Source organism: Pseudomonas nitroreducens TX1, assembly GCF_000313755.1.
Lineage (GTDB): Bacteria > Pseudomonadota > Gammaproteobacteria > Pseudomonadales > Pseudomonadaceae > Pseudomonas > Pseudomonas nitroreducens_A.
Genome location: NZ_AMZB01000098.1, coordinates 53,764 through 76,919, shown reverse-complemented (window position 1 = coordinate 76,919; position 23,156 = coordinate 53,764). Strand labels below are relative to the sequence as shown.

The window sequence follows — 23,156 nt, the reverse complement described above, 5'->3', positions numbered from 1 at the left end:
CGTCGGTGGGCGGTTGCGCGGGCCTCAGCGCTTGAGCGGCTTGATCAGGCCGTCGAGGCCGTCGATCTTCAGTTCCAGGGTCAGCTGCATCAGCCGGCCCAGTTCCCCAGGCGGGAACTGGCCCTTCTTGTAGAACCACAGCAGGTACTCGTCGGGCAGGTCCACCAGCATGCGGCCCTGGTACTTGCCGAAGGGCATCGGCGTGCGCGCGATCTTCAGCAACTGTTCCTTGTCGAGCATGGGTGCGAATTATTTCTTCAGCTTGATCTTGCAACTGCCGGCGTCGAAGCGCTCGGTAGCGACCGGCGCGTTGGTCTTGTACTCGGTGAAGCTGTAGGTGAGGATCGCACCCTCGGCCAGCAGCTGGCGGTAGGCGGTGTTGCTGCAGACGCTGTCGCCAAGCTGGCTGCGCACGCTGTCGGGGTTCTCGCGCATGCGCTCGGCATGGCTGGCGCGCACGCTCAGGTGGTTGATCAACTGCGGGCCGTCTACGGTGTAGCCCTGGTCGAGGATGTCCTCGTTGATCGCGCGCGGAGTGCCTTCGCTGCTTTCCTTGGCGACCTTTTCCAGGGTCTGGGTCAGTTCGAAGTCCTTCTTCGACGCGGCATGCGCGACGGGAATGACGAGGCAGAGGGCGAGGGCGGTGAGGCGCAGCATGGGCATCTCCTGACAATGGTGCCGATTCGACCGTGGCGAACCTTCCGGGTTCGCGGGCCATTACAGCCGCCTATTGTCCCTGAAAACGACCTGCCTGCCGAGATTCGATTGCCGCAGTCCGTTATCCGGCCTGCAGGGTCGCCAAATTGGTCCAGGAAGGAGGCAAATTCGCCGCGTCGATCGACAGTCGGTCGTGCGAGGGGCGGGCCAGGGCTCTGGTACAATCGGCGGTCCGCAACCATCGTCCCGTTTGAGCCTTCGATGTCCCGTCCGCTTTACCAAATCCCGGCGGCTGCAGCATGAGCCACGCCGTCGCCCGCCTTCGCGATGAGCGCCTGGCCCGCTGCATCAAACCGTTCTTCGCCCGTGGCTCGCGCTCGCCGCGCTGCCCCGGCTGCCGCCTGCGGCCGAATTACTGCATGTGCAGCCTACGTCCGCAGGTCCAGTCCAACTCGGCGATGTGCCTGGTGATGTTCGACACCGAACCGCTCAAGCCGAGCAATACGGGCTGGCTGATCGCCGAAACCGTGCCTGAGACCTGGGCCTTCGGCTGGTCGCGTATCGAAGTCGACCCAGCGCTGCTGGCGTTGCTCGACGACCCGCAATGGCTGCCGTACGTGGTGTTCCCCGGTGAATTCGTCCCGCCTGAGCGCGTGGTCACCACGGTGGCGCCGCAGGACGGCAGGCGCCCGCTGTTCATCCTGCTCGACGCCACCTGGAACGAGGCGCGCAAGATGTTTCGCAAGAGCCCTTACCTGGACCGCTTCCCGGTGCTGAGCATCACTCCCGACGCGCTGTCGCGCTATCGCCTGCGCCGCTCCAAGTTCGACGAGCACCTGTGCACTGCCGAGGTTGCCGCGCTATGCCTGGGCCTGGCCGGCGACCGGCGCGCCGGGGACGCACTGGATGCCTACCTGGACGTGTTCAGCGAGCGCTACCTGGGCTCCAAGCGCCAGCAGCCGCTGGACGAGCAGAGCCCGGCGCATCAGGCGCTGCGGCCTTTTACCCAGCGCTGACCTGACAGACCGACACCCAGGTTAGGAGCGGGCTATGTCCGCGGTCGCGCACATGGCGCGCTCCTGCAACTCCGCTTCGACGCAGGGGCGAGCGTAGTAGGCGGACTTCATCCGCGGTCGGGCGCGCCGATGCCATCTGGTCCGTCGGAGCGAAGTCGAATCCATCGCGGAAAGAGTCCGCTCCTGCGAAAGTCGGCAAGCACCAGGTTCGGGGGCAGAGGCTCAGGCTGCCGTGGCTTCGGCCTTCTTCGGCCAGAGCTGAGCGACCAGCATTCCGGCGAGCATCAGCGCGCAGCCGAAATAGCCGCGCAGGTGCAGAGTTTCGTCGAGGAACAGCGCGCCGGCGATGGCGGCGAACACGGCTTCCAGCGAGAGGATGATCGCTGCGTGCGACGCAATGGCGTGCTTCTGCGCAATGACCTGCAGGGTGAAACCGGTGGCAACGCCGAACAGGCCGCCGTAGAGCAGGGCGGGGCCGGCCTGGATGATGGCGTCCAGATGGATTTCCTCGAATACCAACGCCAGGATCATGCTCACCACCGCACAGGTGGCGAACTGCAGGAAGGCCAGGCGGATCGGGTCGTAGCGGCTGGCGAACAGGCCCACCAGCAGCACGTGGCCGCCCCAGACGAAGGCGCCGGTCAGCTGCAGCCAGTCGCCGGAAGCGACGTGGAAGCCCGGCCCGATGCTCAGCATCGCCATGCCGGTCACGGCCAGTGCGCAGCCCAGCCAGGTACCCATGCCGGCGCGATGGCCGATCAGCAGGCCGAGCAGCGGCACGATGATCACATACAGGCCGGTGATGAAGCCGGAGTTGGTCACGCTGGTGAACATCAGGCCGACCTGTTGCAGGTTGATCCCGACAGTCAGCGCGGTGCCGATGGCCAGGCCAGCCAGGATCATGCCACGGTTGAACGGCTGGGCCCCGCGCTTGCTCGACCAGGCCAGCAGCGGCAGCAGCGCCACGGCGCCAAGGGTGAAGCGCAGGCCGGTATAGAGGAAGGGACCGATGGCATCCATCCCGAGGCGTTGCGCGACGAAGGAGACCCCCCAGATCATCGCGGTGAACAGCATCAGGAAATCGGCGCGCAGCGCATGGCTTTTCATCTTGTTCTCGTAACGGGCAGGAAAAAAAGCGGAACTCTGCCGTAACGACGGGCCTTTGGAAAGGGGAGACCTGTGTCGGCGGGCACAGTGGCAGGGGCTTTCAGGCCAGGGTGTAAGTACTGCCTGGCATGTATTCGCGGCGGACACCGAGGTTGGTCTTTGCGTACAATGTGACAAGTAGTGCTCTATCCGTGCTCCGACCTTTCCTGCGCAAGCCTGGCCGTTATCCACGGCGGACTTAGGCGCGGCCTTCAAGGAAAATTCATGGCTTCCTACGAGATCCTGATCGCTGACGATCACCCGCTGTTCCGCAGTGCCCTGCACCAGGCCCTGACCATCGGTCTTGGCCCCGAGGCGCGACTGTCCGAGGCGGCAAGTATCGCAGAGCTGGAGGCTCGCCTGAACGAGAAGGCCGACTGGGACCTGGTACTGCTGGACCTGAACATGCCCGGCGCCTACGGCTTCTCCGGCCTGGTGCTGTTGCGCGGACAGTATCCGCAGATTCCGGTGGTGATGGTCTCGGCCCAGGAAGATGCCGCCGTGGTGCAGCGCTCCCGCGAGTTTGGCGCCAGCGGCTTCATCCCCAAGTCCAGTGAACTGAGCGTGCTGCAGCAGGCTGTGCGCTCGGTGCTCGACGGCGATGTCTGGTGGCCGCCGCAGGTGGATGCCGTGACCGAGATGAGCGAGGACGTGCGCGCTGCCAGCGCCGGTCTCGCCAGCCTTACCCCACAGCAGTTCCGCGTGCTGACCATGGTCTGCGAGGGCCTGCTGAACAAACAGATCGCCTTCGAGCTGAGTGTCTCCGAGGCCACCGTGAAGGCACACGTCACTGCGATCTTCCGCAAGCTGAACGTGCGCACCCGCACCCAGGCGGCGCTGCTGCTGGCGCAGATGGAATCCGTGCCGGGGGCCTGAGGCCCGTCACATCCCGGCTTCGGGATGTCACATTCTGTAATGGCCTTGACCCCTTTTTGACGATCGCTGGTATAGAGTGCCGCGATCTTTGCCTGTGAGAACCGCACGTGTCCGCTTCCCCCTTCAAGGGCCAGACCGGCCTGAAACGCATCTTCAATGCCGCCGGCTATTCCCTGGCCGGCTTCGCCGCCGCCTTCAAGGGTGAAGCGGCCTTCCGCCAGCTGGTGCTGATCAACGTCATCCTGATCCCGCTGTCGTTCTTCTTCGACGTCACCCGTGGCGAGCGCGCGCTGCTGATCGCGGTGTGCCTGCTGGCACTGATCGTGGAACTGCTCAACTCCGCCATCGAGGCGGTGGTGGACCGGGTTTCCCTGGAGCGCCACCCGCTGTCGAAGAACGCCAAGGACATGGGCAGCGCCGCCCAGTTCGTGGCGCTGACCATCATCACCGTGACCTGGGCGGGCATTCTGCTGGGTTAGTCCTCGTAGGAGCGAGCTTGCTCGCGAACCTGCAAGGCTCGGTGCTTTTTCCGTTCGCGAGCAAGCTCGCTCCTACAGGTGGCATGAAACTCCTGTAGGAGCGGACTTCGTCCGCGATGATCCTCTTCGCGGGGCGGATTGCGGACGAAGTCCGCTCCTACGAAAAGCGCAGAGCGCAGGGCGAGCGCCCATCAGGGAATCATCGGCAGGACGATATCGTCACTGCGCGTCACCCCGGCGGTTTCGCTGCGGCACAGTTCGAGGAACTCGCGCATGGTCGCAGTCTGGTACTTCTGCCGGTGCCAGATGAAGTAGAACTGCCGGCGCAGGTCCAGGTCCGGGGTTTCCACCGGCACCAGGCTGCCACGGCGGAAGGCGTCGCGCAGGGCCAGGCGCGAGATGCAGCCGATCCCCAGCCCCGACTCCACCGCGCGTTTGATCGCCTCGGTGTGTTCCAGCTCCAGCCGCACGTTCAGCGGCTCCACGTGGTGACGCATGGCCTGGTCGAAGGTCAGCCGCGTACCCGAGCCCTGTTCGCGCAGAATCCACGCTTCCTCCGTCAGCCGCTCCAGGCTCGCGCGGCCTTCACGGGCGAGCGGGTGCTGCGGCGCGCAGAACACTACCAGTTCGTCTTCCATCCACGGCTGCACTTCGATGTCCGGGTGCTGGCAGTCGCCCTCGATCAGGCCCAAATCCAATTCGTAGTGCGCCACGCGCTGCACCACGTGGGCGGTGTTGTGCACATGCAGGCGCACCCGGCAGTCGGGCTGGCGCTGCATGAAGGTGCCGATCAGCAGGGTCGCCAGGTAGTTACCGATGGTCAGGGTGGCGCCCAGGTCCAGGGAGCCGAAGGCGCTCTTGCCGTTGAGCATGTTCTCGATCTCGCTGCCGCGGTCGAGCAGGGCTACCGCCTGGGGCAGCAGCTGGCGGCCGAGGGCGTTGAGGGTGAGGCGTTTACCCGAGCGGTCGAACAGCTTGCAGTCGAACTGCCGCTCCAGCTCGCCCAGCGCGGTGCTGGTGGCCGACTGCGACATGGACAGCGCCTCGGCAGCGCGGGAGACGCTTTCCTGCTGGGCGACGGCGACGAAGACTTCGAGCTGGCGCAGGGTGAACTTCATTCTGTGGGGCTCCGGAGAAGGCTGCGCGACATTTCGTCACCCCGGTGTAGGAAGTACCTGACGGTATCCTTTTGCGGCGACTGGGCGGCCTTATCTGCGTTTTGGATTAGCAATATCCAGATAATTTATTTTGCGGATATTGTCGCCGCCTATAAAATGTCGCGCAATTGCGCTACGTCCGGGATCTGCTGGGGTGCGCCACGTTTCTCTAGGAGTCCTTGATGAGCAACCTGTACACCGAGCGCGTTCTCAGCGTGCACCACTGGAACGACACCCTCTTCAGCTTCAAGACCACCCGTAATCCGGGTCTGCGCTTCAAGACCGGTCAGTTCGTGATGATCGGCCTGGAAGTCAACGGTCGTCCGCTGATGCGCGCGTACAGCATCGCCAGCCCGAACTACGAAGAGCACCTGGAATTCTTCAGCATCAAGGTCCCGGACGGTCCGCTGACTTCGCGTCTGCAGCACCTGAAGGAAGGCGACGAGCTGATGGTCAGCCGCAAGCCCACCGGCACCCTGGTGCTGGACGACCTCAAGCCTGGCAAGCACCTGTACCTGCTGAGCACCGGCACCGGCATGGCGCCGTTCCTGTCGGTCATCCAGGACCCGGAAGTCTACGAGCGCTTCGAGAAGGTCATCCTGGTCCACGGCGTCCGCTGGGTCAGCGAACTGGCCTACGCGGACTTCATCACCAAGGTCCTGCCGGAGCACGAGTACTTCGGCGACATGGTGAAAGAGAAGCTGATCTATTGCCCGCTGGTGACCCGCGAAGAGTTCCACAGCATGGGCCGCCAGACCGACCTGATGCGCAGCGGCAAGTTGTTCGCCGACATCGGCCTGCCGCCGATGAACCCGCAGGACGACCGCGCCATGATCTGCGGCAGCCCGAGCATGCTCGACGAGACCAGCGAAGTGCTGAACAGCTTCGGCCTGCAGATCTCCCCGCGCATGGGCGAGCCGGGCGATTACCTGATCGAGCGTGCTTTCGTCGAGAAGTAAGCCGAGCAGTCAGCAGCGTCTGACGATTGGTAAAAGGGCGCCGCGATTCCTTTGGGATCGCGGCGTTTTTTATGCCTGGATTTCTGCCCCGACCTGCGGTCCTTTGTAGGAGCGAGGGCCCCTCACCCTAACCCTCTCCCGCGAGCGGGAGAGGGGACTGCTTGGAGCAGGGTGAAACCTGAGCGTCAGCCGGCACAGACGGCTCCCTCTCCCTTCAGGGAGAGGGAAAACCAAGGCGCGGAGTCAGGGGGGAGACCGTTTTTCCTTCAAGGGCGTCAGACCAATCGCTGCCCCGACACCGCCGGGTGATACAGCGGCTGCACCTTGTTCCCCGCCGGGTCCAGCAGATGGAAACTGCGCGCGCCGTCGCCATGGTCGAAGGGGCGATCCAGCAAGGTCACGCCACGGGCCTTGAAGTACTGGTACCAGGCTTCCAGCTCCTCCACGCTGTCGACGATGAAACCGTAGTGATCCATGGTCTGCAGGCCATTGGCCGCGCCAACGCCACGCCCGAGGGAGAGGTTGTCGTTGCCGCAGGTGAGGTAGACCAGGTCTTCGTTGGCGCGGTTGAGGACTTCCATGCCGAGCACATCGACGTAGAAGCGTTCGCACTCTTCCAGGTTCGGCACCAGCAGGGCGAGATGACGCAGGCCGTTGAGGCGGCCGGGGCGGGCAGGGAGATCGGACATGAACGGGATTCCTTTTTTGTATACAATTTTATTTTAAATTTAAAACAAAAGGATCGCCCTGTGTACAGTCTCTTCATCAAGACCCGCGTAAAGCCTGGAACCGCCGAAGAATTTCTTGCCGCCATCAAGGTCAATGCCGCCGCGTCGGTGGCCGGCGAGCCGGGTTGCCTGGTGTTCGATGTGTCCCAGGACCGCGTCGATCCGGACGTGATCTATCTCTATGAGATCTACCGCGACGACGCGGCCTACGACGCGCACACCCAGACCGCGCACTTCCGCGACAGCCGACCGCTGGTGGAGCCGCTGATCCTCGAGCAGGAATGCTTCGAGAGCGACGTGATCGCCCTCAATCCGGTGAGCTGAGACGCTTCAGCCTTCGCTGCGAGCGAGGTCGAGCACGCGGATTTCGTCGTCTGCAGGGTAGTGCCAGTGCACGTCCAGGTCCCACAGGCGCACGCCGTAGCGGCGCTCGGGCGGCGGCTTCTGGTAGGCCGGGCGTGGGTCCTGGGCGAGGCATTGCTCGATGAGTTCGCGAACTGGCTGGCCCAGACGCAAGCCATGTTCATGGGCCTGGCGCAGGGCTTCATCGCTCCAGTGCACGGCGATGGGGGCGGGAGGGGCGTCGGCGATGGCATTGCGTGCGTCCGGCACGATGTCGGCGTAGGGCACGTAGGGCTTGATGTCGATGACCGGGGTGCCGTCCAGCAGGTCGATGCCGGACAGCCAGAGGCGACCGGCCTCGACCCTCTCCAGCTTCACCACGGATTGGCCGAGGCCGTTCGGCCGGTGGGTGGCGCGCGTGGCGAACACGCCCATCGACTGGTTGCCGCCCAGGCGCGGCGGACGCACCTTCAGTCGCGGCTTGTCTTCCAGCGCCTGGTGGAAGAGGAAGATCAGCCAGACGTGGCTGACCTGCTCCAGGCCCGCCACTGCATCGCCCGTGTCGAACGGCGGCAGCAACTCCAGCACGCCGGTCGCGGCCGGGGCCAGCTGCGGCTGGCGCGGAATGGCGAACTTCTCCTTGAAGCAGGAGCGAACGTAACCGATCGGCGAGATAAGGTGGGACATGGCGGCACGGGCTGTTGCAAGGGCCGCCATGGTACCCGATTCCCCTGATAGCGGGGCTCAGCCGAGGTGGAAGCCGCCGTCGATGGGGATGATGTTGCCGGTCATGTAGGCGCCGGCGGTGCTCGCCAGGCTGATCGCCAGGGCGGACATCTCTTCCTCGCGCCCCCAGCGGCCCATGGGGATGACGGCGGTGTCCTCGGCCATGGCCTGTTCGTCGTTGGCGATGTGGCGGGTCATCTTGCTGGGGAAGCGGCCGGGGGCGATGACGTTGACGTTGATGTGGTCCTTGACCAGTTCGCGGGCGAGCATGCGTGACAGCTGGTGCAGCGCGGCTTTGCTCGGGCCATAGGCGTAGGCGTTCTCGCCGTGGGAGGTGACGCCGGCCACCGAGCCGATGTTGATCACCCGCGCCGGGCTGTGCGCGCTGCCGGCCTTCTTCAGCAGCGGCAACAATTGCTGGATGCAGCTGAACACGGCCGTGACGTTGAGCTGCATGACTTTCTCCCAGCCCGAGGCCGGGTAGCTTTCCAGCGGTGCACCCCAGGTGGTGCCGGCGTTGTTCACCAGAATGTCGAGGTGGTCCAGGCGTTCGGCGAGGTCGGCGGCCAGCACGCGGGCGCCTTCCTCGGTGGCGAGGTTGGCCGGCAGGCCGATGCATTCGCCGTACTGCGACAGTTCGGCGGCGGTGTCGGCACAGGCAGCGCCATCGCGGGCACAGATGATGACTTTCGCGCCGGCTTCGAGCAGGCCCTGGGCGATCATCCGGCCGATGCCACGGGTGCCGCCGGTGACCAGCGCGGTCTTGCCTGCGAGGGAAAAGTACGGATGCATGAGCCTCTCCTGGCTGGGTTTTCGCCTCACCCTAGCGACATCGCCGTGGCGCTCCGAGCACTATCGAGTTGGCAAATGAAGGCGTATTACGAAATTCCGGCAGTTCCTTAACCTTCGCATAACCGGAGTTCCCCTAGTGTCCCGCGCACATTGGGTCAGCCGAGGGCAGGTGATGCAGGACTGGAGTCGTGATCGGAAGGCGTTGGCGCTGCTGCTCGGCGCCACGGCGTTGCTTTTGCTGTGCGGGCTGTGGGCGCGCGAGGTCTGGGGGCCGGAGGTGCGCTGGGCAGATATTTCGTTGCAGATGCTGCAGTCGGGCGACTACTTCGATCCCTATCTGCGTGGCGAGCCGTACTACGACAAGCCACTGCTGTCCTACTGGCTGATCACCGCGCCGGCCAGTCTGTTCGGCCTGAATCACTGGACGCTGCGCCTGAGCACCGTGCTGGCCGGGCTGGGCAGCGTCTGGCTGACCTGGTGGCTGGGCGAGCGCCTGCTGCGCAAGGGCACCGGAGTGCTGGCCGGCTGGTTGCTGGCGACCACCTTCTACTTCCTGTTCTGGGCGCGGGTGGCGACGGCGGACATGCTCACGGTGTTCGGCGTACTGTCGGCGCTGGCCTGGTACTGGCGTGACCCGGATGACACGCGATTTTCCGGCTACCTGGGGTTCTTTGTGATCCTGTCGCTGACCTCGCTGTGCAAGGGGTTGATCGGTTTCGTCCTGCCGGGGCTGGTGCTTCTGCCGCACCTGCTCGGCGAGGGGCGCTGGCGCCGGCACTTGAACCTGCGATGGGTGGCGGCGCTGGTGGTGGCCGGCGGCGTGTACGCGATTCCCTTCGTGCTGTCGCACTTCTACGGCCAGCCCAGCTATGGCGAGAGCGGCCTGGCGCTGGTGTTCCGCGAAAACGTGGTGCGCTTCTTCCAGCCCTTCGACCATGAGGGGCCGATCTATACCTATTTGCTGTACCTGCCGGCCTACACGTTGCCCTGGGCACCGCTGTGGGTGCTTGGCCTGTGGTTCGCGGTGCGCCGCTGGAAGCAATTGGAGCCCAATGCGCGCTGGCTGGTCTGGGCGCTGGTGCTGCTGTTCGCGTTCTTCACCGCCAGCGGTGGCCGGCGCAGCTATTACGTGTTGCCACTGGTGCCGTTTGCCCAGTTGCTGGCGGCCTGGTGGGTGGTCGAATCCCGACATGAGCGTGGGCTCGCAGGGCTGGGACGCGCCTGGCCGCGGGCGGTGGGAGCGGGGGCGGTGTTGATGCTGCTGGTGGTGGGCATCGCTTATCCGTGGAGCAATGGTGGCGGCGGGATTCCCGTCTTCGCCAAAGAGGTGCGCGCCGCAGCGGAGCAGACCGCGCCCTGGTCGCAGTGGCGGGTATTGATCCTCGGGGATGATGATGCGCGTCTGCCGATGTACCTGGAGCAGCACGGCGAACGGCAGGCGCATCCGTTCCTCTATGTCCACTCCGGTTACCCACAGGGCGACAGCGCCGCGCTGTTTGCCTGGCTGCGCCAGAGTACCGGTGAGGAATGGGACCCGGCGCGTACCCTGATCCTTTCCCAGGTCACGCACCAAGCAGAGCAGCCGCTGAACTGGCTGACGGCGGATCACCGGCTGATCGAGTCGAAGCCCAACAATGGCCAGCGCCTGGGGCACTCGAAGAATCAGGAGGCGAGCCTGGCCTACTTGCCCGTAGGCAAGCCGCTCAGCGCGAACGCAACGCCCGGTGCAGCAGAAGCAGGTACGGCGGCAGATTGACCGCTACCACCACGAGGCCGAGGACGACCTGGGTCGCCTCGGTCAGGCCGGCTGGGTAGATCAGCGGGATCAGGTAGTGCTCGATGAAGCCGCCGTCATAGCCGTGGTCGCCGGCCAGGGCGCGGAAGTGGTTTTCCAGCGGGGTGAGCGGGCAGTAGAGGTGGAGGAACTCCACCGCCATGCCCCAGGCCGCTGCTGGCACGTGCAGCCAGGCCAGGCGCGGCCAGCGCAGCAGCAGAACGCCGCCAAGCAGCACGAAGAGGATGAACCCCAGGTGCAGCAGGACGACGGCGTCGGCGGCCAGGCGGTAAAGCACGACGGTCTCAGCGCTGCTGGCGCTGGGTCAGACCCTTGAGGAAATTGCGCAGCAGCTGGTCGCCGCAGGGCCGGTAGTTGTTGTGGCCGGGCTTGCGGAACAGCGCGCCCAGTTCGGTCTTGGTGACGATGAAGCCGACGCTGTCGAGGATGGCGAGGATGTCGTCGTCGCGCAGTTCGAAGGCGACGCGCAGCTTCTTCAGGGTGATGTTGTTGGTCAGCGGCAGTTCCACCGGCGGCAGCGGGCGCGATTCGTCGCGGCCCCGGCGATGCACGATCAGGCCGTCGAGGAAGTGCGCCAGCACGCGGTCGCTGCACGGCTTGAAGTCCGGCTCGTCGTCGCGGGCGAGGTAGGCGCCGATTTCCTCGGCGCTGACATTGAAGCCGGCCAGCGCGGTGATCTCGGCCACCTGGGCGTCGCGGATGTCCAGCAGGTAGCGCAGGCTGCGCAGTACGTCGTTGTTGGTCATGTGCTTTCCATCCAAATGAAGAGCCCCGCATCGGCGGGGCTCTTGCGGATCAGACCAGTTCGGCCCAGAGGTCGTACTCGTCGGCGTCGGTGATGCGCACGCGCACCTGGCCGCCCGGCTTCACGTCGAAGCTGTCGACGTACACGGCGCCGTCGATTTCCGGGGCGTCGGCGTAGGAGCGGCCGACCGCGCCTTCGTCATCCACTTCGTCGATCAGCACGTCGATTTCCTTGCCGATCTTCAGCTGCAGGCGTGCGGCGGAGATCGCCTGCTGGTGCGCCATGAAGCGTTCCCAGCGGTCCTGCTTCACATCGTCCGGCACCACGTCCAGGCCCAGGTCGTTGGCCGGCGCGCCTTCCACCGGGGAGTACTGGAAGCAGCCGACGCGGTCGAGCTGGGCTTCGGTGAGCCAGTCGAGCAGGTACTGGAAGTCTTCCTCGGTCTCGCCGGGGAAGCCGACGATGAAGGTGGAGCGGATGGTCAGCTCGGGGCAGATCTCGCGCCACTTCTTGATGCGCGCCAGGGTCTTGTCCTCGAAGGCAGGGCGCTTCATGGACTTCAGCACTTTCGGGCTGGCGTGCTGGAAGGGGATGTCCAGGTAAGGCAGCAGCTTGCCCTCGGCCATCAGCGGGATCACGTCGTCGACGTTGGGGTACGGGTAGACGTAGTGCAGGCGCACCCACACGCCCATGGAGGAGAGCGCCTCGCACAGTTCCAGCATGCGGGTCTTCACCGGCTGGCCGTCCCAGAAGTCCAGCTTGTATTTCAGGTCCACGCCGTAGGCGCTGGTGTCCTGGGAGATGACCAGCAGTTCCTTCACGCCGGCCTTCACCAGGCGCTGGGCCTCGCTGAGCACATCGCCCACCGGGCGGCTGACCAGCTTGCCGCGCATGGACGGGATGATGCAGAAGCTGCAGCTGTGGTTGCAGCCTTCGGAAATCTTCAGGTAGGCGTAGTGGCGCGGGGTCAGCTTGATGCCTTGCGGCGGTACCAGGTCGATCAGCGGGTTGTGCTCGGCCTTGGGCGGGATCACTTCGTGGACAGCATTGACCACCTGCTCGTACTGCTGCGGGCCGGTGACGGCCAGCACGCTGGGGTGCACGTCACGGATGCTGTCTTCGGCGACGCCCATGCAGCCGGTGACGATCACCTTGCCGTTCTCGGCGATGGCTTCGCCGATGGCGTCCAGGGATTCGGCCTTGGCGCTGTCGATGAAGCCGCAGGTGTTCACCACCACCACGTCTGCGTCCTGGTAGGTGGGAACGATTTCGTACCCTTCCATGCGCAGCTGGGTGAGGATGCGTTCGGAGTCGACGGTCGCTTTCGGGCATCCGAGCGAGACGAATCCGACTTTGGGTGTGGCGGTGGACATGTGCGGCTAACCTCGAAGGGCGCGCTGGCGGCGCCTCTGATCAAAAAGTGCGCAATTCTAGCGGCGTCCCGCGCACTTGACCAGCCTCTCTGGGACAAGCTGTCGCAGGTCGCCGGACAGCCCCGTCCGCCCGGTAATTCCGGGCAACAGGCTCTATAGTCATTCAGAACCTACATACCCGGCTCTTGCATCGACGAAAGGGTCGGAGCAGGATGCGCCGAATTTTTTTGAGGAATTTTGTTACATGTCCGATGCAAGCGCCGGCACCGTAGAGCATGAGCAGCCCCATTCGAGCTCCGCGATCGGCCTGATGGTCGGCGCCGTGGGCGTCTGCTACGGCGATATCGGCACCAGCCCGCTGTACACCCTCAAGGAAGTCTTCATCGGCGGGTATGGCGTACAGGCCAACCACGACGGCGTGCTCGGGGTGCTTTCGCTGATCTTCTGGTCGCTGATCTGGGTGGTGTCGATCAAGTACGTGATCTTCGTCCTGCGCGCCGACAACCAGGGCGAGGGCGGCGTGATGGCGTTGTCGGCGCTGGCCCGTCGCGCCGCCGCCGGGAAGCACCGGTTGCAGGCGATGGTGGTGATCGCCGGCCTGATCGGTGCAGCGCTCTTCTATGGCGACAGCATGATCACTCCGGCGATCTCGGTGCTTTCGGCCATCGAGGGCCTGGAAATCGCCTTCGACGGTCTGGAGCGCTGGGTGGTGCCGCTGTCGCTGATCGTGCTGGTCGGCCTGTTCCTGATCCAGAAGCACGGCACCGCGCGCATCGGCATTCTCTTCGGCCCTGTGATGGTGGCCTGGTTCGTGGCGCTGGCGGCGCTGGGCGCCTATGGCGTGTCGCAGCAGCCGGAAGTGTTGAGGGCGATGAACCCGGGCTGGGCGTTCAACTTCTTCGTGTCCCATCCCGGTATCGGTGTGGCCATTCTCGGCGCCACTGTGCTGGCGCTGACCGGTGCCGAAGCGCTGTACGCGGACATGGGGCACTTCGGCCGCAAGCCCATCGCCCGCGCCTGGTTCGCCCTGGTGCTGCCGGCGCTGGTGCTGAACTACTTCGGCCAGGGCGCAACCATCCTGGTCAACCCGGAAGCTGCGCGTAACCCCTTCTACCTCACCGCGCCGGGCTGGGCGCTGGTGCCGATGGTGGCGCTGTCCACCGCGGCCACGGTGATTGCCTCGCAGGCGGTAATATCCGGTGCGTTCTCGCTGACCCGCCAGGCCATCCAGCTCGGCTTCGTGCCGCGCATGGTGATCCAGCACACCTCCAGCCACGAACAGGGGCAGATCTACATCGGCATGGTGAACTGGGCGCTGATGGTCGGCGTGGTCCTGCTGGTGCTGGGCTTCGAATCCTCCGCCGCCCTGGCCTCGGCCTACGGCGTTGCGGTGACCGGGACCATGCTGATGACGACCCTGCTGATGGGGGTGGTGGTCTGGCTGCTGTGGAAGTGGCCGCTGTGGCTGGCCATTCCGTTCTTCCTGATGATGCTGCTGGTGGACAGCCTGTTCTTCGCTGCGAACCTGCCCAAGGTCGTCCAGGGTGGTGCCTTCCCGGTGATCGCCGGCATCGGCCTGTTCATCCTGATGACCACCTGGAAGCGTGGCCGCCAACTGCTGGTGGATCGCCTGGACGAGGGCTCGCTCCCGTTGCCGCTGTTCATCTCCAGCATTCGCTCGCAGCCGCCGCACCGCGTGCAGGGCACTGCCGTGTTCCTCACCGCCCGCACCGACGCCGTGCCCCATGCGCTGTTACATAACCTGCTGCACAACCAGGTGCTGCATGAGCAGGTGGTGCTGCTTACCGTGGTCAACGAAGACAGTCCGCGTGTGGCGCCGGACCGCCGCTTCGAGGTGGATGCCTACGGCGAGGGCTTCTTCCGCGTGGTGCTTCACTTCGGCTTCATGGAGGACCCGGACATCCCGCAGGCGCTCAAGCTGTGCCACCTCAATGAGCTGGATTTCAGCCCGATGCGCACCACCTATTTCCTCAGCCGCGAGACGGTGATCCCGTCCAAGCTGATCGGCATGGCGCGCTGGCGCGAGGCGCTGTTCGCTTTCCTGCTGAAGAATGCCAACGGCAACCTGCGCTACTTCAACCTGCCGTTGAACCGGGTGATCGAACTGGGAACACAGGTGGAGATCTGAGTTTCCGTTGCATGAAAAGGCGCGCCAATGGGCGCGCCTTTTCTTTCTAGGATCGCCCTCCAACCGCCACCACTGGCTCGCGGGGTTGGCCAAGACGGCTGGAGGACGATGTGCTTCGCGGTTCAGCCCTGGCTGGTGCTGCCGCCCCATTCGAGGAAGCGGACCTTGTGGGTCTCGCCGTTGTGATCCTGGTAGACCATGTAAGCCGGCACGATGCCGACCTTGCCGGAGTTGTCGGTGCGGTGCAGGACCTTGTCGACGTCCAGGGCCATGCCGTAGTGGTATTCGGTGGCCGGCAGGTCGGCGCCGGGGTTCTTGATTGCGTCCTGGGCAAAAGCCATCGGGGCGAGGCTGGAGATGACAGCCGACACGACAGAGGCAAGCTTCATTCTGTATTTCCTCGGTGAAGGGCCTTTGGCCCTTGAATGGGTTTGAAAGCCCCACCGGGGAGCACTGGCATCGATGATGTCTGTCCTGGGGTCCAGACAGGACAGGGGACGATGCTTCAGGCGTCCATCAGGTGGCGGGGCACGGGAGTGATATTCCTCCTCGGGCTGCCCGCCGGGAAATTGATGTGCTTGCTAATGAAAATTGATGGAGGTGATGCGGCGCTCTGACGCAGGCCTCTGCGTGAAATGGCGCGCTAGGGCTGCCAGTCGCGCCAGTGCTCGCAGTCGCCCTGGCAGGGACCTGGGCAGACGCAGCCGGTGCGGCTGCGCCCGGTGGCCTGCTCCATGCGCCGGGCGACTTCCTCGTCATCGGCGAAGGGCAGCATGCTGGCTTCCTCGATGCCGCGCCCGCGATGCGCCTGCAGGCACCAGCCGACGCCGAAGTACAGCGCCAGCAGGCCGACCAGCCCCAGCCAGAGTGTCATCTCAGGCCATCCGCTCGGCGACGCGCATCGCCTCGGGACGCGCCTGGCGCACCGTTATCCAGGTATTCCAGGCCATCAACAGCATGCCGCTGAGGAACATCAGCCCGCCCGTCATGCGCACCACGAAGCCGGGATGGCTGGCCTGCAGCGCTTCGACGAAGGAATAGGTGAGCGTGCCGTCGGCGTTCACCGCCCGCCACATCAGGCCCTGTGTGATGCCGTTGACCCACATCGAGGCGATGTAGAGGACCGTGCCGATGGTGGCCAGCCAGAAGTGTGCGTTGATCAGGCCGATGCTGTGCATCTGTTCGCGACCGAAGACCTTGGGGATCAGGTGATAGAGCGAGCCGATGGAAATCATCGCCACCCAGCCCAGCGCGCCGGCATGGACGTGGCCGATGGTCCAGTCAGTGTAGTGAGACAGGGCGTTGACGGTCTTGATCGCCATCATCGGGCCTTCGAAGGTCGACATGCCGTAGAACGCCAGGGAGACCACGAGGAAGCGCAGGATCGGGTCGGTACGCAACTTATGCCAGGCGCCCGACAGGGTCATCATGCCGTTGATCATGCCGCCCCAGCTCGGCGCCAGGAGGATCAGCGACATCACCATGCCCAGCGACTGCGCCCAGTCGGGCAGGGCGGTGTAATGCAGGTGGTGCGGGCCGGCCCAGATGTACAGGGTGATCAGTGCCCAGAAGTGGACGATGGACAGCCGGTAGGAATACACCGGGCGCCCGGCCTGCTTGGGCACGAAGTAGTACATCATCCCGAGGAAGCCGGTGGTGAGGAAGAAGCCCACCGCGTTGTGCCCGTACCACCATTGCACCATGGCGTCGGTGGCGCCGGAGTACACCGGGTAGGACTTGAACCAGTCCACCGGAATCGACAGGTGGTTGACGATGTGCAGCATCGCGGTGACCAGGATGAACGCGGCGAAGAACCAGTTGCCCACGTAGATGTGCGAGGTCCTGCGCTTCATCAGCGTACCGAAGAACACCACCGCGTAGGCGACCCAGACGATGGCCATCCACACCGCGCCGGTGAATTCGATCTCGGCGTATTCCTTGGTCGTCGTGTAGCCCAGTGGCAGCGTGACCATCATGGTCAGGATCAGCGCCTGCCAGCCCCAGAAGGTGAAGGCTGCGAGGCTATCCGAGAACAGCCGCGTCTGGCAGGTGCGCTGCACCGTGTAGTAGCTGGTGGCGAACAGCGCACAGCCGCCGAAGGCGAAGATCACCAGGCTGGTGTGCAGCGGGCGCAGGCGCCCGAAACTGGTCCATGGCAGGTCCAGGTTCAGTTGCGGCCAGACCAGTTGGGAGGCGATCAGCACCCCCATGGCCATGCCGACCACGCCCCAGACCACCGTCATGATGGCGAACTGGCGGACCACCTTGTAGTTGTACGCCTGCTCCGTGCTTTTCGTGTTCATGCTCGATTCCCGCTTGTGACAGAACGTCCGGGCGCGCCATGGACGGCAAAGCCGGCGCGCTCCGGTGAGCGGGCAATCTAGGAAAAAGCGCGGGCAGGAAACAGATTCAGATAGACCACGCAAATACGGATCAGCGGCCGACGATGCGGAATCAGGTGATGTCCAGCCGCCCTGCGAGGAAATGCCGCAGGCGTTCCTGCAGGTAATCCACCGCCTGCTCGTGGGCGAGGTATTCGCTGACGCGCATCAGGCGCCAGTACTGGCCTTCGTCGCCGAAACGGATGGCATCGAACTCGGCCTGCTCCAGGCGCGCCACCAGGAACCACGCCCAGGGCGCAGGGCCGTGGGTCGCGGGATAGCGGCGCTGCCACTCGATACGCTGCTCGTCCAGGCGCAGGGCGAATTCTTCCTCCAGCTCGCGCAAGGCGCACTGTGCCGGTGTCTCGCCGCGCTCGCGGCCGCCGCCGGGAAAGTCCCAGCAGCCGGGGTAGGGAATTCCCGGCTTGTCGTCGCGCTTGTAGACCACCAGTTGCCCGGCGTGGAACAGCGCAAGCTTGGCGCCAGTGAAGTCGTCTTCGTGCCGCATGGACGCGTTCCCCTGTAACTCGACTAGTCTTTCCCGACTGCGGACGGTGCTTTACCGCACGCGAGCGCGTATGATGCGCGACCTTTTTATTCGTTGCATGCCACACCGGGAGGTGCCCAGATGACCGACACGCACGAAAACCTCGAAGAACTTACCCCAGCCCCGGCCGGCGAGAAACTGCAGAAAGTCCTTGCCCGCATGGGCGTCGGCTCGCGCCGCGACGTCGAGGCCTGGATCGAAGAAGGCCGCGTCAAGGTCAATGGCGCCGTGGCGACCCTCGGCCAGCGCGTGGGCGACCGCGACGCCATCGCCGTCGATGACCGCCTGCTCAAGCGCGAGAAGATCGAAGAGCACGTCCGTCGCGTGCTGATCTACAACAAGCCTGAAGGCGAAGTCTGCACCCGCGACGATCCGGAAGGCCGTCCGACCGTGTTCGACCGCCTGCCGCGCCTGCGCAGCGGCCGCTGGATCAACGTCGGTCGCCTGGACATCAACACCACCGGCCTGCTGATGTTCACCACCGACGGTGAGCTGGCCAATCGCCTGATGCACCCCTCCTACGAGATGGACCGTGAGTACGCCGTGCGCGTGCGCGGTGAAGTCGACGAGGAAATGATCGAGCGCCTGAAAGCCGGCGTGATGCTCGAAGACGGCCCGGCCAAGTTCAGCGACATCCAGGAAGCGCCGGGTGGCGAAGGCTTCAACCACTGGTACCACGTGGTGGTGATGGAAGGCCGTAACCGTGAAGTCCGCCGCCTGTGGGAGTCCCAGGGCGTGGTGGTCAGCCGCCTGAAGCGCGTGCGCTTCGGACCGGTGTTCCTGACCTCCGAGCTGACCATGGGCCGCTACCGCGAGATGGGGCAGCGCGAGTTGGACATCCTCAGCGAGGAAGTCGGCCTGACTCCGGTCGCCCTGCCGGCGGTTTCCACCAAGACCAAGGAAAAGGTCGAGCGCCAGGAGCGCAAGCTCGGCAAGAAGCTGGCGCCCAGCGAGCGTCCGGGCCGTGGCTCGCGTACCCGCACCGAACGCGCCGAAGGCGAACGTCCGCAGCGTGCTCCGCGTCCGGCGGCTGGCGAGCGTCCCGCTCGTGGTCCGCGTGACAGCGACGAGCGCCCGGCCCGTGGCCCGCGCAGCGATTCCGCTGACAGCCGTGCCCCGCGCAAGCCGCGTGACGCCGGTGGTGAGCGTCCGGCCCGTGGCCCGCGCAGCGATTCGGCCGACAGCCGCGCCCCGCGCAAGCCGCGCGACACCGGTAGTGATCGTCCGGCTCGCGCTCCGCGTGACGGTGCCGATCGTCCGGCCCGTGGTCCACGCAGCGATGCCGGCGAAGGCCGTGCTCCGCGCAAGGCGCCGAGCGACCGTCCTGCGCGCGAGAAAGGCGCCCCGCTGGCCGAGCGCCCCGGCAAGCCGGTCGCCCGCAAGCCGATCGCCAAGCGTCGTCCGCAGGCTGCCGGTGACGGCATGCGTCCGGGCTTCAAGCGCTAAGCGACAGCGGTCAAAAGGGCTCCTCGGAGCCCTTTTTTATTGCCTGGGATTTGCTGGCCGGAGGCCTTGTAGGAGCGAGCTTGCTCGCGAACGAGTATCCCGGCGGCTCCGACATCAGGCGGGTTCGCGAGCAAGCTCGCTCCTACAGGTGTTCAAGCGCGTGTAGGAGCGGGCCATGCCCGCGATCGCGCCCATGGCGCGCGCTCCGCCGTGGTCCGTTGGTGAGCTCAGGGAGCGGAAAGCCTTCGAATCAGCTGGCGCAGGCCAGCCGGTTGCGCCCGTCGCGCTTGGCTTCGTACAGGGCACTGTCGGCGCGGCGCAGCAGGTCATCCACCGACTCGCCGCCATTGAGCGTCGCGCAGCCCAGGCTGATGGACAGCGGCAAGTGCTTGCCGTTGGCGGCCAGGTCCAGCTCCTCCACGGCAGTGCGAAGCCGTTCGCCCACCTGCACGGCGGCGACGCCGGGAGTATTGGAGAGCAGCACGAGGAACTCCTCGCCGCCGAAGCGGAACACCATGTCGACATTGCGCAGGCTGTTCTTCAGGGCCGTGGCCACGGCGCGCAGCGCATCGTCGCCCACGCTGTGGCCGTGCTCATCGTTGATTCGCTTGAAGTGGTCCAGGTCGAGCATGAGGATCGACAGCGGCAGCAGATGGCGGCGCGCCACCTCGACCTCGCGGCTCAGGGTCTGGTCCATGGCGATGCGGTTGCCGGTGCCGGTCAACGCGTCACGCAATGCCGACTGCACGGCGGCGCGATAGAGCAGGGCGTTGCGCAGCGGGTAGAGCAGGCAGGCCATCAGCGATTCCAGCTGCGCCAGTTCGGCCTCGGAGAAGCGCTGGGCGCGACGGAAGCTGATTTCGCCGAGGTACTCGGCGGCGTGGATCAGGCGGTAGTCGGCGCAGTGCTTGCCGGCTTCGCCGAACTCCAGGCGCAGGTCGGCCCCGGCGTGGTAATAGGCCAGGTATTCCACCGGCAGCAGCTGCTGGATCTCGCGGAAGAACACCGCCAGGATGCGGTCGGCCTCCAGGCTCACCTGCAATTGCAGATTCAGCTGCTGGCGCAACTCCAGCAGGTCCAGCGGACGCCGCGAAGAAGTGCGGGAGTCCTGGCTGGCGGCGCGCTGGAGCTTGGCAGCATCGAAATCGATGGTGTTGGACTGCTTGGGAGGAACCATGGCGGTGACCATTTTTTTACGGCGTTTGCAGGGACTCAGCGATTTCCGTGCCAGGGCACGGAAAGGCCTGAAAAGACGCCGTATTGACCGACCGATGGTGGTCAGGGTTCCCGAGGGCGGAAAGGTTTCGCCAGAAGTCTGGCGAAGTAGTGGCACTTTGCCGGATAGGTAAGTGGGACGGAGCCAGAAAAATGGCGGGAAGCGGCGTCGTTGCTGGGCTGCACGTCGACGCCGCTGGTACGTCAGTACCGGTTCGCGCGGTGGAAATCAGTCCTGGGCGTTGAAGGCCTGGCCGTTGACGCCCTTGCTGTCCGGGCCCATCAGGTACAGGTAGACCGGCATGATCTCTTCGGGCGCCGGGTTGTTGTAGGCGTTCTCGCCCGGGTAGGCGTGGGCGCGCATGGCAGTGCGGGTGGCGCCGGGGTTGACGCTGTTGGCGCGCACGCGGGTGATGTCCTCGCACTCGTCCGCCAGCACCTGCATCAGGCCTTCGGTGGCGAACTTCGACACCGCGTAGGCGCCCCAGTAGGCGCGGCCCTTACGGCCGACGCTGCTGGAGGTGAACACTACCGAGGCATCCTCGGAGAGCTTGAGCAGCGGCAGCAGAGTATGGGTGAGGCTGAACATGGCGTTGACGTTCACCTGCATGACGCGGGTGAAGTTGTCGGTAGAAATCTGCTCGATGGGCGAACGCAGACCGAGGATCGAGGCGTTGTGCAGCAGGCCGTCGAGCTTGCCGAACGCCTTCTCGATCATGGCTGCCAGCTCGTCGTACTGGTGCGGCAGGGTGGTTTCCAGGTTCAGCGGAATCACCACCGGCTCGGGATGGCCGGCGGCGACGATCAGGTCATAGACCTCGTTGAGGTAGTCCTCCGTCTTGCCCAGCAGCAGCACGGTGGCGCCGTGGGCTGCGTAGGCAAGCGCGGCGGCCCGGCCGATGCCGCGGCCGGCGCCGGTTACCAGGATCACGCGGCCCTTGAGCAGGTCGGGGCGGGCGGAATAGTCGAACATGGTTTCTCCTTGGCGGAGCCCGCCAGCGAGACGGGCTCCCGGAAATGGGGCTCAGCAGGAGCAGAGGGCGCGGTCGAGGACGGCGAGCAGGTCGCGGGGAGCGTCGACTATCACGTCGGCGCCCCAGTGCGCGGGGTTGTCGTCCGGGTGGATGTAGCCGTAGCGCACGGCTGCGGTCTTGGTCCCGGCGGCGCGGCCCGACTCGATGTCGCGCAGGTCGTCACCGATGAACAGCACTTCGGACGGGTCGACCTTCAGCTGGCTGCAGGCCAGCAGGAGCATTTCCGGGTCCGGCTTGCTGTTCTTCACGTGATCCGGGCAGACCAGCACGGCCGAGCGCTCGGCCAGGCCCAACTGCTGCATGATCGGCGCGGCGAAGCGCACCGGCTTGTTGGTCACCACGCCCCAGATCAGGCGCGACTGCTCGATGTTCTCCAGCAGTTCGATCATGCCGTCGTAGGGGCGGGTGAAGACGGCGCAATGCTCCTGGTAGCGGTCGAGGAACTCCTGGCGCAGGGTCTCGAAGCCAGGGGCTTCCGGGGCCATGTCGAAGGCCGCGGCGACCATGGCGCGGGCGCCACCGGAGACCACGTCCTGGATGCGCTGGTCGTCGATCGGCGCGCGGCCGTGGGCCTTGAGCATCGCCTGGCAGACGGCGATGAAGTCCGGCGCGGTGTCGAGCAGCGTGCCGTCCATGTCGAAGAGAACCGCTCTGAGCATGCGATTCACTCCTCGCGCAAGGTCTGGATCATGTAGTTGACGTCGACGTCGTTGGCCAGCTTGTAGTGCTTGGTCAGCGGGTTGTAGGTCAGGCCGATGATGTCCTTGACTGCAAGGCCGGCGTCACGCGACCAGGCGCCCAGCTCGGAGGGGCGGATGAACTTCTTGAAGTCGTGGGTGCCGCGCGGCAGCAGGCGCATCACGTATTCCGCGCCGACGATGGCGAACAGATAGGCCTTCGGATTGCGGTTGATGGTGGAAAAGAACACCTGGCCGCCGGGCTTGACCATCCTGTAGCAGGCGCGGATGACCGAGGCCGGGTCCGGCACGTGTTCGAGCATCTCCAGGCAGGTCACCACGTCGAACTGCTCGGGCATCTCCTCGGCCAGCTCTTCGGCGGTGATGCGACGGTATTCCACCGGCACACCGGACTCCAGCTGGTGCAACTGAGCGACGGCCAGGGGGGCTTCGCCCATGTCGATACCGGTGACGGTGGCGCCACGCTGGGCCATGGCTTCGCTGAGGATGCCGCCGCCGCAGCCAACGTCGAGCACCTTCTTGCCGGCGAGGCTGACGCGCTCGTCGATCCAGTTGACCCGCAACGGGTTGATGTCGTGCAGGGGCTTGAACTCGCTTTCGCGGTCCCACCAGCGGTGGGCGAGGGCCTCGAATTTGGCGATCTCGGCGTGGTCGACGTTGCTCATGGTGTCCCTATTGATCGAAAAGCTGGAAACGAAGGCTGACTATGATGCCAGCTTCGGGGAATGGATGGGGCGCTGCATGACGGATTGTCGCAGCTTCCGTTTCCTGGCGGTGTCCGCGCCCACGGCCTCCCTCTCCCTAACCCTGGCTGCGCGCCCCGCTCCGAAGGGAGAGGGGACTGGATCTGCGCGAGCTTTGATACTGGCGCATCGCTTGATGCCGTGGTGCCTGG

General features: G+C 65.3%; 26 protein-coding genes. 8 read left to right on the top strand and 18 right to left on the bottom strand.

The window, feature by feature from the left end:
- Window positions 1–24 precede the first annotated feature (24 nt).
- Window positions 25–240, bottom strand: a complete 216-nt coding sequence (locus tag C167_RS0109320) for a DUF3820 family protein (RefSeq protein WP_017518005.1) — start codon at window positions 238–240, stop codon at window positions 25–27.
- 9 nt (window positions 241–249) lie between these two features.
- Window positions 250–657, bottom strand: a complete 408-nt coding sequence (locus C167_RS0109315; RefSeq protein WP_017518004.1) for a quorum-sensing-regulated virulence factor family protein — start codon at window positions 655–657, stop codon at window positions 250–252.
- Between the two features lie 299 nt (window positions 658–956).
- Here C167_RS0109315 and C167_RS0109310 point away from each other — a divergent pair, with 299 nt between their 5' ends.
- A complete protein-coding gene (locus tag C167_RS0109310) occupies window positions 957–1,673 on the top strand; it encodes a tRNA-uridine aminocarboxypropyltransferase (RefSeq protein ID WP_017518003.1) in 717 nt (238 codons plus the stop codon).
- A gap of 222 nt (window positions 1,674–1,895) precedes the next feature.
- Here C167_RS0109310 and C167_RS0109305 read toward each other — a convergent pair whose 3' ends face one another.
- Window positions 1,896–2,780, bottom strand: coding sequence for a DMT family transporter (locus C167_RS0109305; RefSeq protein ID WP_017518002.1), 885 nt, complete (start codon window positions 2,778–2,780; stop codon window positions 1,896–1,898).
- A gap of 264 nt (window positions 2,781–3,044) precedes the next feature.
- Here C167_RS0109305 and erdR point away from each other — a divergent pair, with 264 nt between their 5' ends.
- Both erdR and C167_RS0109295 read left to right on the top strand, forming a co-directional pair.
- On the top strand, window positions 3,045–3,695 hold the full coding sequence (gene erdR, locus C167_RS0109300) for a response regulator transcription factor ErdR (protein WP_017518001.1): 651 nt from the start codon (window positions 3,045–3,047) through the stop codon (window positions 3,693–3,695).
- Window positions 3,696–3,802: 107 nt separating this feature from the next.
- Window positions 3,803–4,174 carry a diacylglycerol kinase gene (locus C167_RS0109295; RefSeq protein WP_017518000.1) on the top strand — a complete coding sequence of 124 codons (372 nt, stop codon included), beginning with the start codon at window positions 3,803–3,805 and terminating at the stop codon, window positions 4,172–4,174.
- Window positions 4,175–4,365: 191 nt separating this feature from the next.
- Here the strand turns inward: C167_RS0109295 and C167_RS0109290 are convergent, their stop codons facing one another.
- Complete coding sequence (locus tag C167_RS0109290; RefSeq protein WP_017517999.1) at window positions 4,366–5,292, bottom strand: LysR family transcriptional regulator; 927 nt, start codon at window positions 5,290–5,292, stop codon at window positions 4,366–4,368.
- A 221-nt stretch (window positions 5,293–5,513) separates the two neighbouring features.
- Between C167_RS0109290 and fpr the strand changes: the two genes are divergently transcribed.
- Window positions 5,514–6,290 (top strand): ferredoxin-NADP reductase, encoded by a 777-nt coding sequence (gene fpr / locus C167_RS0109285; RefSeq protein ID WP_017517998.1) that lies wholly within the window; start codon window positions 5,514–5,516, stop codon window positions 6,288–6,290.
- A 275-nt stretch (window positions 6,291–6,565) separates the two neighbouring features.
- Here the strand turns inward: fpr and C167_RS0109280 are convergent, their stop codons facing one another.
- A complete protein-coding gene (locus tag C167_RS0109280) occupies window positions 6,566–6,979 on the bottom strand; it encodes a VOC family protein (protein ID WP_017517997.1) in 414 nt (137 codons plus the stop codon).
- A gap of 60 nt (window positions 6,980–7,039) precedes the next feature.
- Between C167_RS0109280 and C167_RS0109275 the strand changes: the two genes are divergently transcribed.
- Complete coding sequence (locus C167_RS0109275; protein WP_017517996.1) at window positions 7,040–7,342, top strand: putative quinol monooxygenase; 303 nt, start codon at window positions 7,040–7,042, stop codon at window positions 7,340–7,342.
- Window positions 7,343–7,348: 6 nt separating this feature from the next.
- On the opposite strand, the gene tsaA is transcribed toward C167_RS0109275, so the two are convergent.
- Both tsaA and C167_RS0109265 read right to left on the bottom strand, forming a co-directional pair.
- A complete protein-coding gene (tsaA, locus tag C167_RS0109270; protein ID WP_017517995.1) occupies window positions 7,349–8,047 on the bottom strand; it encodes a tRNA (N6-threonylcarbamoyladenosine(37)-N6)-methyltransferase TrmO in 699 nt (232 codons plus the stop codon).
- Window positions 8,048–8,104: 57 nt separating this feature from the next.
- On the bottom strand, window positions 8,105–8,878 hold the full coding sequence (locus C167_RS0109265) for an SDR family oxidoreductase (RefSeq protein ID WP_017517994.1): 774 nt from the start codon (window positions 8,876–8,878) through the stop codon (window positions 8,105–8,107).
- A 172-nt stretch (window positions 8,879–9,050) separates the two neighbouring features.
- Between C167_RS0109265 and C167_RS32370 the strand changes: the two genes are divergently transcribed.
- Complete coding sequence (locus C167_RS32370; RefSeq protein ID WP_037006073.1) at window positions 9,051–10,634, top strand: ArnT family glycosyltransferase; 1,584 nt, start codon at window positions 9,051–9,053, stop codon at window positions 10,632–10,634.
- On the opposite strand, the gene C167_RS0109255 is transcribed toward C167_RS32370, so the two are convergent.
- Genes C167_RS0109255 through rimO form a run of 3 tightly spaced genes read right to left on the bottom strand, consistent with a single transcriptional unit; the run spans window position 10,582 to window position 12,791 of the window.
- The gene (locus C167_RS0109255) at window positions 10,582–10,950 is read right to left on the bottom strand and encodes a DUF2784 domain-containing protein (protein ID WP_017517992.1); all 369 of its coding nucleotides are present in this window, start codon (window positions 10,948–10,950) and stop codon (window positions 10,582–10,584) included. The two genes, C167_RS32370 and C167_RS0109255, sit on opposite strands and share 53 nt — an antisense overlap.
- 7 nt (window positions 10,951–10,957) lie before the next feature.
- On the bottom strand, window positions 10,958–11,419 hold the full coding sequence (locus tag C167_RS0109250) for a DUF1456 family protein (protein ID WP_017517991.1): 462 nt from the start codon (window positions 11,417–11,419) through the stop codon (window positions 10,958–10,960).
- A gap of 49 nt (window positions 11,420–11,468) precedes the next feature.
- On the bottom strand, window positions 11,469–12,791 hold the full coding sequence (rimO, locus tag C167_RS0109245) for a 30S ribosomal protein S12 methylthiotransferase RimO (protein ID WP_017517990.1): 1,323 nt from the start codon (window positions 12,789–12,791) through the stop codon (window positions 11,469–11,471).
- 244 nt (window positions 12,792–13,035) lie between these two features.
- Here rimO and C167_RS0109240 point away from each other — a divergent pair, with 244 nt between their 5' ends.
- On the top strand, window positions 13,036–14,940 hold the full coding sequence (locus C167_RS0109240; protein ID WP_017517989.1) for a potassium transporter Kup: 1,905 nt from the start codon (window positions 13,036–13,038) through the stop codon (window positions 14,938–14,940).
- A gap of 122 nt (window positions 14,941–15,062) precedes the next feature.
- Here the strand turns inward: C167_RS0109240 and C167_RS0109235 are convergent, their stop codons facing one another.
- The 4 genes from C167_RS0109235 to C167_RS0109215 form a co-directional block, all read right to left on the bottom strand.
- Window positions 15,063–15,329 (bottom strand): DUF2790 domain-containing protein, encoded by a 267-nt coding sequence (locus tag C167_RS0109235; protein WP_017517988.1) that lies wholly within the window; start codon window positions 15,327–15,329, stop codon window positions 15,063–15,065.
- Window positions 15,330–15,583: 254 nt separating this feature from the next.
- Window positions 15,584–15,814, bottom strand: a complete 231-nt coding sequence (locus C167_RS0109225) for a hypothetical protein (RefSeq protein ID WP_017517986.1) — start codon at window positions 15,812–15,814, stop codon at window positions 15,584–15,586.
- A 1-nt stretch (window position 15,815) separates the two neighbouring features.
- The gene (ccoN, locus tag C167_RS0109220; RefSeq protein WP_017517985.1) at window positions 15,816–17,243 is read right to left on the bottom strand and encodes a cytochrome-c oxidase, cbb3-type subunit I; all 1,428 of its coding nucleotides are present in this window, start codon (window positions 17,241–17,243) and stop codon (window positions 15,816–15,818) included.
- 151 nt (window positions 17,244–17,394) lie between these two features.
- Window positions 17,395–17,829, bottom strand: a complete 435-nt coding sequence (locus C167_RS0109215) for an NUDIX hydrolase (protein ID WP_017517984.1) — start codon at window positions 17,827–17,829, stop codon at window positions 17,395–17,397.
- A gap of 120 nt (window positions 17,830–17,949) precedes the next feature.
- Here C167_RS0109215 and rluB point away from each other — a divergent pair, with 120 nt between their 5' ends.
- Entirely contained in the window at window positions 17,950–19,314 is a 1,365-nt protein-coding gene (gene rluB / locus C167_RS0109210) for a 23S rRNA pseudouridine(2605) synthase RluB (RefSeq protein ID WP_017517983.1), read from the top strand.
- A gap of 250 nt (window positions 19,315–19,564) precedes the next feature.
- On the opposite strand, the gene C167_RS0109205 is transcribed toward rluB, so the two are convergent.
- The 4 genes from C167_RS0109205 to ubiG all read right to left on the bottom strand — a co-directional run bounded on the left by C167_RS0109205 (window position 19,565) and on the right by ubiG (window position 22,926).
- Window positions 19,565–20,491, bottom strand: coding sequence for a GGDEF domain-containing protein (locus C167_RS0109205; RefSeq protein ID WP_026078919.1), 927 nt, complete (start codon window positions 20,489–20,491; stop codon window positions 19,565–19,567).
- Window positions 20,492–20,758: 267 nt separating this feature from the next.
- Window positions 20,759–21,502 carry a YciK family oxidoreductase gene (locus tag C167_RS0109200; RefSeq protein ID WP_017517981.1) on the bottom strand — a complete coding sequence of 248 codons (744 nt, stop codon included), beginning with the start codon at window positions 21,500–21,502 and terminating at the stop codon, window positions 20,759–20,761.
- 51 nt (window positions 21,503–21,553) lie between these two features.
- Complete coding sequence (gene mupP / locus C167_RS0109195; protein ID WP_026078918.1) at window positions 21,554–22,231, bottom strand: N-acetylmuramic acid 6-phosphate phosphatase MupP; 678 nt, start codon at window positions 22,229–22,231, stop codon at window positions 21,554–21,556.
- Window positions 22,228–22,926, bottom strand: coding sequence for a bifunctional 2-polyprenyl-6-hydroxyphenol methylase/3-demethylubiquinol 3-O-methyltransferase UbiG (gene ubiG, locus C167_RS0109190; protein WP_017517979.1), 699 nt, complete (start codon window positions 22,924–22,926; stop codon window positions 22,228–22,230). The genes mupP and ubiG overlap by 4 nt, the downstream gene beginning before the upstream one ends.
- Window positions 22,927–23,156 lie beyond the last annotated feature (230 nt).